The 12,913-nt window shown below is 48.9% G+C and carries 9 protein-coding genes and 1 riboswitch; all 9 genes read left to right on the forward strand.

The window, feature by feature from the left end; translation table 11 throughout:
* Positions 1-101: 101 nt before the first annotated feature.
* On the forward strand, positions 102-440 hold the full coding sequence (gene glnK / locus EPO18_RS15110; RefSeq protein ID WP_292434622.1) for a P-II family nitrogen regulator: 339 nt from the start codon (positions 102-104) through the stop codon (positions 438-440).
* A gap of 15 nt (positions 441-455) precedes the next feature.
* On the forward strand, positions 456-1,853 hold the full coding sequence (locus tag EPO18_RS15115) for an ammonium transporter (RefSeq protein ID WP_292434624.1): 1,398 nt from the start codon (positions 456-458) through the stop codon (positions 1,851-1,853).
* Between the two features lie 200 nt (positions 1,854-2,053).
* Positions 2,054-2,392: a P-II family nitrogen regulator gene (gene glnK / locus EPO18_RS15120; RefSeq protein ID WP_292434626.1), complete on the forward strand. Its 339-nt coding sequence runs from the start codon at positions 2,054-2,056 to the stop codon at positions 2,390-2,392.
* Between the two features lie 15 nt (positions 2,393-2,407).
* On the forward strand, positions 2,408-3,703 hold the full coding sequence (locus EPO18_RS15125) for an ammonium transporter (RefSeq protein ID WP_292434628.1): 1,296 nt from the start codon (positions 2,408-2,410) through the stop codon (positions 3,701-3,703).
* Between the two features lie 114 nt (positions 3,704-3,817).
* Positions 3,818-6,832: a DUF748 domain-containing protein gene (locus EPO18_RS15130; protein WP_292434630.1), complete on the forward strand. Its 3,015-nt coding sequence runs from the start codon at positions 3,818-3,820 to the stop codon at positions 6,830-6,832.
* A 34-nt stretch (positions 6,833-6,866) separates the two neighbouring features.
* Positions 6,867-7,658 (forward strand): hypothetical protein, encoded by a 792-nt coding sequence (locus tag EPO18_RS15135; protein ID WP_292434632.1) that lies wholly within the window; start codon positions 6,867-6,869, stop codon positions 7,656-7,658.
* A 50-nt stretch (positions 7,659-7,708) separates the two neighbouring features.
* The gene (locus EPO18_RS15140; protein WP_292434634.1) at positions 7,709-7,915 is read left to right on the forward strand and encodes a (2Fe-2S)-binding protein; all 207 of its coding nucleotides are present in this window, start codon (positions 7,709-7,711) and stop codon (positions 7,913-7,915) included.
* A 158-nt stretch (positions 7,916-8,073) separates the two neighbouring features.
* A riboswitch (cyclic di-GMP riboswitch) is annotated at positions 8,074-8,150 on the forward strand.
* Positions 8,151-8,664: 514 nt separating this feature from the next.
* Positions 8,665-11,319: an MGH1-like glycoside hydrolase domain-containing protein gene (locus tag EPO18_RS15145; protein WP_292434636.1), complete on the forward strand. Its 2,655-nt coding sequence runs from the start codon at positions 8,665-8,667 to the stop codon at positions 11,317-11,319.
* A gap of 133 nt (positions 11,320-11,452) precedes the next feature.
* Positions 11,453-12,898 carry a phosphomannomutase gene (locus EPO18_RS15150; RefSeq protein ID WP_292434638.1) on the forward strand — a complete coding sequence of 482 codons (1,446 nt, stop codon included), beginning with the start codon at positions 11,453-11,455 and terminating at the stop codon, positions 12,896-12,898.
* Positions 12,899-12,913: the final 15 nt, after the last annotated feature.

The raw sequence follows: 12,913 nt of genomic DNA on the forward strand, positions 1-12,913 counted from the left end.
TAGGCGCTTTAAGCGATACAAGAGCAATGTAAGAGTGCCGAAGAAAAGATTTTTCGGCTCCTCTACTTAAGCTGGATTTTAAATTTACAAAAGAGGCTCAAATGAAACTAATAACTGCTGTTGTTAAACCCTTTAAGCTCGACGATGTTCGAGAAGCGCTTTCGGATATAGGAGTTTCCGGAGTAACCGTCACCGAAGTAAAAGGTTTTGGTCGTCAAAAAGGGCATACCGAGCTTTATCGCGGCGCTGAATATGTGGTTGATTTTTTACCCAAGGCCAAAATTGAGGTGGCGGTGGCTGACACCATGCTGGAGCAAGCCGTAGAAGCCATTACCAAAGCTGCCAATACCAGCAAAATAGGCGACGGTAAAATTTTTGTAACCAATTTAGAGCAGGTTGTCCGGATCCGTACCGGAGAAACAGGCGAAGAAGCGCTTTAATATTAAGGGGGAACTATGAAACAACTTTTAACTACCTTAATCCTGTTTGCCTTGCTAGGTTATGCAGGATTCTCTGTTGCGGAAACTGCCGTTCCTGTTCCGCCTGCAGCCAACAAAGGCGATACCGCGTGGATGATTGTTGCGACCGTGCTGGTTATCCTGATGGTCATTCCAGGATTGGCATTGTTCTATGGCGGCATGGTGCGCGCCAAGAACATGCTGTCCATGTTGATGCAAGTGTTTGTGATTTTCTCGATGATGGCTATATTGTGGGCGATTTACGGTTACAGCATCGCATTTACCGAAGGCAATGCGTTTTTTGGCGGATTTAGCAAGATGTTCCTTAAAGGCATAACGCCGGACTCGCTTGCAGCCACTTTCAGCAAAGCTGTTTACGTGCCTGAGTATATTTATGTCGCATTCCAGCTGACCTTCGCCGCTATTACTCCTGCGCTGATCGTTGGTGCTTTTGCCGAACGGGTTAAGTTTTCTGCTGTACTGTTGTTTATGTTCTTGTGGTTTACCTTCTCTTATCTGCCGATGGCGCATATGGTTTGGTATTGGGCCGGTCCTGATGCTTATACTGATGCATCGGCGGCAGAAGCGGCTACTGCTACGGCTGGATTTTTGTTCCAAAAAGGTGCACTGGATTTCGCCGGCGGCACGGTTGTGCATATTAATGCCGGTATTGCCGGTTTAGTAGGTTGCTTGTTGATAGGCAAGCGTATCGGTTACAAAAAGGAGTCGCTTGCACCACACAGCGTCACCATGACTATGATTGGCGCCTCTTTGTTATGGGTCGGCTGGTTCGGCTTTAACGTTGGCTCTAATCTGGAAGCCAACGGCCTTGCCGCTTTAGTCTTTGTCAATACTTTACTGGCCAGCGCAGCGGCTACTCTCGCATGGGTAGGTGCTGAATGGCTGTTGCGCGGCAAACCCAGTATGTTGGGCGGTGCTTCCGGCGCTGTTGCGGGGCTTGTCGCCATTACTCCTGCTTGCGGCTGGTCCGGCCCTATGGGTGCTATTTTCTTAGGATTAGTTGCCGGCGCGGTTTGTTTCTGGGCGGTTACTACTTTGAAAAGTATGCTTGGTTATGACGACTCCCTAGATGCTTTTGGTGTTCACGGTGTTGGTGGAATTATCGGTGCATTGGGTACAGGCATCGTCGCCAGCCCATCGCTCGGCGGCACCGGCGTTTGGGATTATGTTGCCAACGGGGTAGCTGAATACAGCATGATCGGTCAAATCACCAGCCAAGCTTGGGGCGTAGGAGTCTGTATCATCTGGTCAGGTGCGGTATCTTTTATCGCTTATAAAATCGTGGATATGTTGATTGGGCTTCGGGTTAGCGAAGAAGTCGAGCGTGAAGGGCTTGACGTTTCCGAACATGGCGAGACCGCGTATCATATTTAATTGGTGGTGAACTTTTCTCAAAAATGACCTTTGGGTAAACAACGGGCGCGCGATGCGCCCGTTTTTGCGTTTAAGAAAACGAAAAAGCACGTCAATTTAGCGTTTTTATCCGGTCTATTAATTGTATGTTGATTGATAATTCACTATGATTGCAAGCCATATTACCAATACTTTTTGCCATCTACCGTGAGAGAGAGAACATGAAATTAATAACCGCGATCATTAAACCGTTCAAATTGGATGATGTCCGAGAAGCATTATCTGAGATTGGAGTTGCTGGCGTTACTGCAACGGAAGTAAAAGGCTTCGGCCGCCAGAAAGGTCATACCGAGTTATATAGAGGTGCCGAGTATGTAGTTGATTTTTTACCTAAAGTTAAACTGGAAATCGCCGTTTCCGATGATGTGCTGGATAAAGCTGTCGAGACCATCGTTAATGCAGCCAATACCGGCAAAATCGGCGATGGAAAAATATTCGTATCAAATTTAGAGCAGGTTATTCGTATTAGAACGGGTGAAACCGGCGAAGATGCCATTTAGGCGCAAAGGAAAAAAATGTTGTTAAAAATAATAAATAGAAAGCTGGTTTTAGGCTTCCTGATGTTTCCCGGTCTTGCTTTTGCGGATCAATTAAATCAAGCTGACACAGCTTGGATCTTAACATCGACTGCATTGGTTTTGTTTATGACAATACCGGGCCTGTCGTTATTTTATGCCGGATTGGTTAGAAGCAAAAACGTTCTGTCCGTATTGATGCAGTGTTTTGCGATTACCTGTCTGGTTTCAATTCTTTGGCTTGCCGGCGTTTACAGCTTTATTTTCGCCGACGGCGGAGAACTGCAAAAAATCATCGGCGGCGCTTCAAAAGCATTCCTGCCCGGCATAGGCGTCGCATCGTTGAAAGGTACTATTCCTGAAACAGTCTTCTTCATGTTTCAGATGACTTTTGCGATTATTACACCGGCGCTGATAGTCGGCGGTTTCGCCGAGCGGATGAAATTTTCGGCGATGCTGTGGTTTAGCGGCTTATGGTTGATTATTGTTTACCTGCCGATATGCCACTGGATGTGGGGCGGCGGTTGGTTGGCCGATTTGGGCGCAATGGATTTTGCCGGCGGCATCGTCATCCACATTAATGCCGGCGTTGCGGCTTTAGTATCGGCCTTGGTATTAGGAAAAAGAAAAGGTTTTCCAAATACAGCAATGCCGCCGCATAACATGACCATGGTAGTTACCGGTGCGGGCATGTTGTGGGTCGGCTGGTTCGGGTTTAATGCCGGCAGCGCGTTGACCGCAGACGGGCGCGCAGGAATGGCAATGCTGGTGACGCATATCGGCGCTGCTTCCGGCGCTTTGACCTGGATGTTTATAGAATGGAAACGTTTTAGCAAGCCCAGCGTATTAGGTATTGTGACCGGCATGGTTGCAGGTTTGGGCACCATCACCCCCGCTTCAGGCTTTGTCGGCCCTTTCGGTGCGCTGGTGATTGGCATTACTGCCGGCGCCGTATGTTTTTATGCTACCCAATATGTAAAACGTACCTTGAAAATCGATGATTCTCTGGACGTATTTTCCGTCCATGGCGTAGGCGGCGTGACCGGCTCATTATTGACCGGTGTCTTTGCCGCAAGCAGCTTGGGCGGCCTCGGTTTAGCAGAGGGCGTTTCAATAATGGACCAAGTCAGCGTTCAGGCGTTGGCGATCGTCGTTACTGCGACCTGGAGCGCGCTATTCAGCTACCTGATTTTAAAATTACTGGATAGATGGATAGGTTTACGCGTAACTCCCGATGAGGAAGTGCAAGGCTTGGATAATGTTCTGCATGAAGAAACCGGCTATCTTGATTTATAGGTTTTTTCATTAGAATTTTCGATTTAAAAAAGCGGCTTCCTCAGTAATCTGAGGAAGCCGCTTTTTTTTGTTTATAATGGCGATAAGTTAAAACGGATGAGGTCACTGGATTTTATGAAAGTTCGACACATAGTATCTAAAATTAAAATCGCTGTTTTTATAGTGGTCGGTCTTCTGGGTATCTATGCTGCGCTGGGCTTTTACTTGTTGCCTACGCTGGCAAAGTCGAAACTGCCGACATTCATCCAGCAGGAAACCGGCAGAAAGGCATCTGTTGCAACGGTTAAATTTAATCCCTTTTTGTTACAGTTAAGCTTACAGAAGTTCGAGCTTCAAGAACAGGACGGCCAACTGTTTGCCGGCTTTGACGATCTTTATGTCGACATTAATGCGCTACGATCCATCGATCAGCGAGCTATGGTTATTGATACGGTGTCGCTGAACAAACCAGTCGTCCGTATCGCCATAGACAAAAACGGGGCATTCAATTTTACAGATCTGCTAAAAGACAACAAAGACAAGCAGGATGACAATAAAATTTTCCCGGTCAATATCGCAAAGCTATCGATAATCGAAGGAAAGCTGAACTGGGAAGATGCGCATTTAACAAATCCCGAAAAGGAGACTGTTTATCCGATTAACCTTGCCATTGAAAACTTCGCGACAAAAACCGACAACCAAGCCAAATTAGGCTTAACCTTGGAATTAACGACAGGCGGCAAGCTGGATTGGCAAGGCGCCATCGCCCTTAATCCGCTCTCTTCATCCGGGCATATCAAATTAAATAACGTGCAATTGCCAAGAATCCGAGCGCTGGCCTTGCAGGACTTCTTGCAACTGGATTTGCAAGGCTATGAACTGTTCGAAGCCGATTACAAGGCCGATTATATAAATAATAAATTTAACGTTAACGTCAATCAGGGCAAATTTGAACTTCGCGATGTTCAGGTTTCAGCATCGGCCCAGGACAACCCACTGATTAAAACGCTTCAGTTGGCCGTGCAGGGCATCGGCTTTAACCTTGGCAACCATGAGCTAACGATTGAATCCGTTTCAGCAAATGACGGCGATTTTAAGGCGTGGTTGGATACCGAAGGCACGCTTAATTATCAGGCCTTTCTGCCTGAGGCCAAACCCTCTCCCGCAGAATCGGAACAAGCGCCGTGGATTATCAAAATCAACAACATCGCACTGAATAACTTCGGGCTCAGCTTTGAAGATCGAAGCCTAAAAAAGCCCATCACCATCAACGTCAAGCCTATCAATTTAAAGCTGACGAATTTCAGCAATAACGCCGCTGCGAACCTGCCTTTTCAGTTCAGCGCCTCGGTTAATGAAAGCGGCTCGATCAAGCTTGACGGCAATGCCGTTATTGAACCCTTATCCGCGCAGATAGCCGTTGATGTTAAAGACATTGCACTGGAAAATTTCCAGTCTTATGTCGATAAGTTCGCGCGTTTGGATATCATCGACGGAGCTTTAGCGATTGACGGCAATATCCTACTCGCCAAATCGGCGCCGGATAAACCGGATATTAAGTTTACCGGCAATACCAAAATTACCGACTTATTAACCCGCGATCAGATAAAGAACAAAGACTTTGTTAAATGGCAGAATTTAACTCTTAAAGGTATCAATATTGATTTGCCAACAAAACAATATAGCGCTGAATCACTGAGTATTAACAAACCTTATGCCAGAGTCATCATCAGACAGGACAAAACCGTCAATTTTAGCGAAATCATGATTGCCGACAAAAGCGAATCCCCCCCGACCCCCCTTTTACAAAGGGGGGGGACGGCTTTGCATAAGTCCACACCTTTGCAAAAGGAGGAGAATAAGCCTCGCCCTTTACAAAAAGATGGGAATAAGCCCCCCCCTTTGCAAAAGGGGGGCCGGGGGGGATTGGAACCTCAATTTAAACTGGGCAAAATCCAAGTCATTGACGGCTCTTCCGATTTTGCAGACCTTTCGCTGATTTTGCCGTTCGCCGCGCAAATCAAAAGCTTGGACGGCGGCGCCAGCGGTATTTCCTCTGATCGAAAGTCAACAGTCAAAGTTGATTTAAAAGGAAATGCTTATGACTTGGCGCCTGTCGACATCAAAGGCGAAATCAGTCCTTATTTGGGTGATTACGATGTGAAAGTGAAGTTTACCGGCATGCCGATGCCGTTGATTTCGCCTTATATGGTGCAGTTTGCCGGTTATAAAGTTGAAAAAGGCAAAATGTCGTTGGAGCTAAATTACAAAGTTGCCGACGGAAAACTAACCGCTTCCAATAACATCTTGATTGAACGGTTCGAGTTGGGTGAGAAAGTTGAAAATCCCAATGCCGTGTCATTACCGCTGAAGCTGGCGGTGGCTTTAATGAAGGATTCCGAAGGCAAAATAAAAATGGACGTACCCATTACCGGCAGCCTGGAAGACCCTCAATTCAGCATAAGCCACATCGTTGTCGATGCGTTGGTTAACGCGATAACTAAAGTGATCGGCTCGCCTTTTCACGCATTAGCTTCATTAATAGGCAGCGAAGAGGATTTAAGCACTATCAGCTTCCCTGCGGGTAGTGCGGAATTAAGTAAGCAGGAAACCGACAAGCTGGATGATTTGGCTAAAGCGTTAAAAACGCGTTCTATCTTACAATTGGAAATTAAAGGAGCGGCTTTTCAGGAGCAGGATTGGCCGGCGGTCAGCGACGATGCTTTATACGATCAGCTTAAAAGAATAAAAGCCGACGAAATTAATAAGCAAGGCGGCAGAAAAATACGGGCAGAATATGTCGTAATTTCCGACCAGGATTACAGGCGTTTGATGGAACAGCTATTTGCGGAAAAGTTTCCGTTGATGGTGGAGAAATCCTTACTGGGTAAGCTACGTCTGGTCGGCAGTAAGGCTGATACCAGCACCCATGAGTTTTATGCGGTCGCCAAGGAGAAGCTGTCAGCCATCATTAAGCCGGAAGAGCAAAGGCTAAAAAACCTGGCCGCAGAAAGAGCGCAAGCGATTGCCCGTTACATCGTGCAAAAAGGCGGCATAGCGAACGAACGGGTGTTTATACTTGATACTGTAGTTGCCCCCAAAACAGAGAATAACGAGATTGTTAGTACCTTGTCATTGAAAACCGATTAACACGTTTAATGCCATTAATAACAGCCGATTAGCCATGACTTTATTTAAAATTATCCGCATCCTTATCTTATTGACTGTGTTTGTAGTCGTGGCTTTTTATGCGAAAAACCAAAAATTAAAATCCAGGTCGTGGACAGAACCTTTAAGCGTGGTCATTTATCCCATCAACGGCGATAACAACAGCCCGGTCGTCAATGAATATATCAATGACCTGGACGACAGCGTGTTTGTACCCGTTGACCGGTTTTTGCAACAACAAAGCGAACCATATAAGCTCATCACCAAACAACCGACCCAAATACACATCGGGCCAGTGCTGACGGTGCTGCCGCCCGAAGCGCCGCTACCCGGCGAAGGTTATGCGGCAATAATCTGGTGGGCGCTTAAATTCCGCTACTGGACCTATAAAAACACGCCCGATTCGGATTCCACTATGCCTCGTATCGATGTTTTTGTGCTTTACCATGAAGCAACGCCAGGCAGGAGTTTGCGACATTCAGTAGGGCTCGACAAAGGCTTGGCAGCCGTAGTTCATGCTTTTGCCTCTATCGATCAGGATCAACAAAACAATATCGTCATTGCCCACGAATTCCTGCACACAGTCGGTGCGACGGACAAGTATGATGCCGATAATAAAGCCCTGTTTCCGATCGGCTATGCCCACCCGGAGCAATCGCCCCTTTATCCGCAAACCAAGGCTGAAATCATGGTTGGCCGCATCCCCCTGTCGGCAACCAATGTGCGCATGGCGGCCGATTTGGACGAATGCGTGATTGGCGAACAAACAGCGAAAGAAATCAACTGGGTGCAGGCAAAGGATCCGTAGTTTGCGTCCACATTAATTGCTTTGGATAAAGATAGCGTTGAGGATCTTATATGAACGACATTACCCCAGATAAAACAACGAACGTTATTTGTCACTGTAGCGGAACTACTAAAGAGCAAATTATGGGGCTTATTAATAATGGAATCGACAACCTGGACGGAATATCCAGAATGACCGGAGCTTGTTCAGGATGTGGAGCTTGTGATGTTTTAATATTGGAATTGCTGGCCGAGAATATAGCTAACTGTAGTGCTTAATAGAGGCAACATCGCCCTTCCCTTTTCGACTGGCATTTGTAAATAGTGCGCGATATTTACCCCACCTGGCTCATTTACCACCAAAACATCCTACGTAAAAAACTTTAAGTAGTTGTATGCATAGACATTTATTAAATACTGACACACAATTTCATCACACACGATAAAGCCAATCCTGCCGAAAGACAGGAGCAGAAAGTCGCGGATCCTATCAACGGAAAGCCGGACTGCCGAAGGTGACTACAAAAAAGTCACACAATAGGTGGTTCGGCTTTTTTGTTTTTGGGCAAATAGGAAAATAATCTCAGGCTAAGGCCTGAGATTACTACAGGAGGGCATTAATTATGTTATATAAAAATATTGTTTTTCGTCCTGCCCGTATCATGTTATCGACCTTAAATGGGCTTGTCTTCTTATCGCTAATTTTATTGAGGGTATTAACACTTCCGAAATGAAATTCTTTACTTTAATAATATAGAGCAGTTTCACTTCGTGCTCTAACGGGTCAAACCGCCAATCACTTAAAGTAGGCGCTCTACTGCAGGCTATCCATGGCCTAGTGTAGCGGTGCGCCGAGGTGACGTACAATATCAAAATGCCTGGACAGCTCTCAGCTTGAAAAAGTCCGAGGGGGGCATCAGGTTCATGGCTTCTATCATTACAACCAAATATCGGCTGAATTTAACTTGACAGAAACCTCTAAAAGCCGGTTACTGCATAAATTATGCTTAACCCATGCAGGAACCGGCATGACAAAACCAAACAACAGATCTCAAGCAGATGCCGAAAAACATCGCATACTGGCACAAAGCAGCGGCAAAGCGGCATGGCGATTATGGGGGCCGTACCTGAGCGAGCGCCAATGGGGCACGGTGCGCGAAGACTACAGCGAAGACGGGAACGCCTGGGACTATTTTAGTCACGACCACGCTCGCAGCCGAGCTTACCGCTGGGGCGAGGACGGCATCGCGGGACTCTGCGATGAAAAGCAGCGGCTGTGTCTGGGTTTGGCTTTATGGAATGAACATGATCCTATCCTCAAGGAACGTTTGTTCGGCTTGACTAATGGCGAAGGCAATCACGGCGAGGATGTCAAGGAACTTTATTACTATCTCGACGCAACGCCCAGCCACTCTTATCTTAAAATGCTGTACAAATACCCGCAGCAGGCATTCCCCTACACGGCACTGATCGAACAAAATCGCAATCGCGGCAAAGACATGCCGGAATTTGAATTGTTGGACACCGGCATATTCAACGACAAACGTTACTTTGATGTATTTATAGAATACGCCAAGGCCGGCGTCGATGACATCCTGATGTTAATTACCGCCCATAACCGCAGCGCGGACGCTGCCCCGCTGCATATATTACCGCAGATCTGGTTTCGCAATACTTGGAGCTGGGGCTATGATGCCACTCGCCCGACGCTTTCCGCTACCGGAACCGGCAGCATCATAATCCAACACTCCGACCTGGGCGGCTACCATTGCTATTTCGACAATGATCCAGAGCTGCTGTTCTGCGACAACGAAACCAATATACGCCATTTGTATAACCAGCAAAGCGCCGGTTATTTCAAAGACGCCTTCCACGAATATATCATCCACGGCAATCGCAACGCCGTGAATCTGCAAAGGAACGGCACCAAAGCGGCAGGACATTTTAGCTTTTCCGTTCCGGCTCATGGCAAGGTGGAAGTGCGTCTGCGCCTGAGTAAAGATCAAAACCTACAGCCTTTTAACGGCTTCGATGCCTTGTTTAGCACCCGCCGCAACGAAGCTGACGACTTTTATGCCGGGTTGCAAACTGCTTTGACGGATGCCGATGCCAAATTGATTCAACGTCAGGCCTTGGCCGGTATGATCTGGGGCAAACAGTTCTATTACTATGACATCCCCCAGTGGCTGAAAGGCGACCCGGCAACGGTTCCGCCGCCGATAAAACGTCGCTACGGACGCAACAGCGACTGGCAACACCTGAATAATGCCGACATTATTTCTATGCCCGACACCTGGGAATATCCGTGGTATGCCGCATGGGATCTGTCGTTTCATTGCGTAACACTGGCAATGATCGACCCTGCCTTTGCCAAAAACCAACTGCTGCTGATGGCACGGGAATGGTATATGCATCCTAACGGCCAGTTACCTGCTTATGAATGGAAGTTGGGCGATGTCAATCCGCCTGTTCATGCCTGGGCCGCGTGGGAGGTCTATAAATCCGAATGCCAATGCGCTGATGGCACTGGCGATCTCGACTTCCTGGAACGAATCATGCATAAATTGATCATCAATTTTACCTGGTGGGTCAACCGTAAGGACGCTGACGACAACAATGTTTTCCAGGGCGGCTTTCTCGGTCTGGATAATATCGGCGTATTCGATCGCAGTGCGCCCTTGCCGGCTGGCGGCCGCATCGACCAGGCCGACGGTACCAGCTGGATGGCGATGTATTGTCTAAACCTGATGCGCATTGCCTTAGAGCTGGCGTTGCATGATCGCGCTTATGAAGATATTGCCACCAAGTTTTTCGAACACTTCCTCTACATTGCCAAAGCAATGACCAGTATCGGCGGCGAACAATGTATTGGTCTTTGGGACGAACAAGACGAGTTTTTCTATGACGTACTGCGTTCTCCCGATGGCAAAATGATCCCGCTCAAAGTACGGTCCATGATTGGCTTGATCCCTTTTTATGCGGTAGAGATTCTCGAACCCGAATTACTGAATAAGCTGCCGGACTTCAAACGCCGTATGAAATGGTTTCTTGATTACCGCCCCGATTTAGCCTCGTTAGTTGCCGATTGGAACGAACCGGGGAAAGGCAACCGCCACTTATTGTCCCTGCTTGGCGGTCACCGAATGAAAATGCTGTTGCGGCGAATGCTCGACGAGACTGAGTTTCTATCCGACTACGGCGTGCGCTCTTTGTCGCGCGCCCATCATCATGGTCAACCTTACGTAGTTAGTTGCGTCAACACGCCAATGAACGTGCACTACCAGCCGGGCGAAGCCGAATCCGGCATGTTCGGCGGCAATTCCAATTGGCGAGGCCCTATCTGGTTCCCGGTAAATTATCTGTTGATCACTTCGCTCAGGCGTTTTGCCGGCTTCTACGGCGAGAGCTTTAAAATAGAATGCCCGACCGGTTCCGGTATTTTTCTATCTATCAATGAAGTAGCCGATGAGCTGTCTGAACGGCTAATCCGGATTTTCCGCAAAGACGAAAATGGGCGAAGACCCGCCTATGGTCACGATGAAAGATTGCAAAACGATCCGCACTTTAACGATTACCTGTTATTCCACGAATATTTTCACGGCGATACCGGCTATGGCTTAGGCGCGTCGCACCAAACCGGCTGGACCGGTTTGGTGGCGAAACTGCTGCAACCGCATCCGTGAAACGGAATCTGTCTATTTGTCAGGATTTAAGTTCAGAGACGATTTCGAAGAGCAATGGTATAGTGGCAGATTGTCTCAAGACGAATCCGCACAGCTTTTTCCCACATTTACAACCTTACCAACCAAACATTCCATGACAAAAATCAATATCCAACAAATGATGGCCGAGAGCGGCGTGGCGTTCGGCACCAGCGGCGCGCGCGGACTGGTCAGCCAAATGACCGATCAAGTCTGCGCCGCCTATAGCCTAGGGTTTCTGCACGGTCTCGGCTTGAGTAAACCGGGGCAAAAAATCGCCTTGGGTACGGACTTGCGCCCGTCCAGCCCGGCCATCGCTCGCGCTTGTGCGGCAGGTATCCGCCAAGCCGGATGCGAGGTGGATTTCTGCGGCGTGCTGCCCACCCCGGCGCTGGCTTTGTATGCCCTGGTGCAAGGCATCCCGGCAATCATGGTTACCGGCAGCCATATTCCGTTCGATCGAAACGGCATCAAGTTTTATCGGGCCGAAGGCGAGATCAGCAAAGCCGACGAAGCGGCTATCGCCCAAGCCGAGGTTGAATTGCAGGCGATTAACGACGACGCACTGTTGCCGACTGCCAATCCAACCGCGTTGCAGCAATATCAACAGCGCTATACCAGCCTGTTTAGCGCTGATCTGCTGAGCGGTTGGCGGATCGGTATTTACGAACATTCCAGCGCCGCGCGCGATTGCCTGCGTGATGTGCTGAGCGCTCTGGGCGCGGATGTGGTCGGTTTGGCGCGCACCGACACCTTTGTGCCTATCGATACCGAAGCAGTCAGCGATGAAGACCGCCAACGCGGACTAGCCTGGGCGGCAGAGCATCATCTGGATGCCATTATCTCCACCGACGGCGACGGCGACCGGCCGCTGATTGCAGATGAGACCGGCAACTGGTTGCGCGGCGACATCGTCGGCTTACTGTGCGCGCATTATCTAGGCGCCGACACCGTAGTCACGCCGGTGAGCAGCAATACCGCAATCGAAGCATCAGGACTGTTTCGACAGGTGATTCGCACCCGCATCGGTTCGCCGTACGTGATTGCCGGTATGGAGCAGATGCTCGCAACCGGTAGCTCCAGCGTGGTCGGTTTTGAAGCCAACGGCGGTTTTCTGGTGGGCAATGATTTGATGGTGGACGGAAAACCCCTGGCCGCGCTGCCGACCCGCGACGCGATATTACCCGCGTTGGCAGTGCTGGCGATGGCTCGGCGACAAGGCTGCAAAGTATCGGCCCTGCTCGCCGGTTTGCCGCAACGTTATACCGCCAGCGACCGCTTGCAGAATTTTCCGGTTGCCGACAGTCGGGCCTTATTGGATAGATTGCAAAGCGACGACACCGCCTATCGAAGCCTGTGGGGTAATGAGGTAGGCGCGCTTGCCCAGCGGGATTTGACCGACGGCCTGCGCCTGACTTTCGACAACGGTGACATCGTGCATTTGCGTCCGTCCGGCAACGCGCCGGAATTGCGTTGCTATGCGGAAGCCGCCGGCATGGAACGGGCTCAAGCGCTGGTTACATTAAGTTTGCAACGCATAGCCATGACCAGGAGATGTTGATGGGGGACATTCTGA

It is taken from the genome of Methylobacter sp., from assembly GCF_004322395.1.
Classification (GTDB): Bacteria; Pseudomonadota; Gammaproteobacteria; order Methylococcales; family Methylomonadaceae; genus Methylobacter_A.

Coding starts and splice junctions, on each gene's coding strand:
- EPO18_RS15125 (WP_292434628.1), top strand. CDS start 2,408: ATGTTGTTAAAAATAATAAATAGAAAGCTGGTTTTAGGCTTCCTGATG.
- EPO18_RS15150 (WP_292434638.1), top strand. CDS start 11,453: ATGACAAAAATCAATATCCAACAAATGATGGCCGAGAGCGGCGTGGCG.
- glnK (WP_292434626.1), top strand. CDS start 2,054: ATGAAATTAATAACCGCGATCATTAAACCGTTCAAATTGGATGATGTC.
- EPO18_RS15135 (WP_292434632.1), top strand. CDS start 6,867: ATGACTTTATTTAAAATTATCCGCATCCTTATCTTATTGACTGTGTTT.
- glnK (WP_292434622.1), top strand. CDS start 102: ATGAAACTAATAACTGCTGTTGTTAAACCCTTTAAGCTCGACGATGTT.
- EPO18_RS15140 (WP_292434634.1), top strand. CDS start 7,709: ATGAACGACATTACCCCAGATAAAACAACGAACGTTATTTGTCACTGT.
- EPO18_RS15130 (WP_292434630.1), top strand. CDS start 3,818: ATGAAAGTTCGACACATAGTATCTAAAATTAAAATCGCTGTTTTTATA.
- EPO18_RS15145 (WP_292434636.1), top strand. CDS start 8,665: ATGACAAAACCAAACAACAGATCTCAAGCAGATGCCGAAAAACATCGC.
- EPO18_RS15115 (WP_292434624.1), top strand. CDS start 456: ATGAAACAACTTTTAACTACCTTAATCCTGTTTGCCTTGCTAGGTTAT.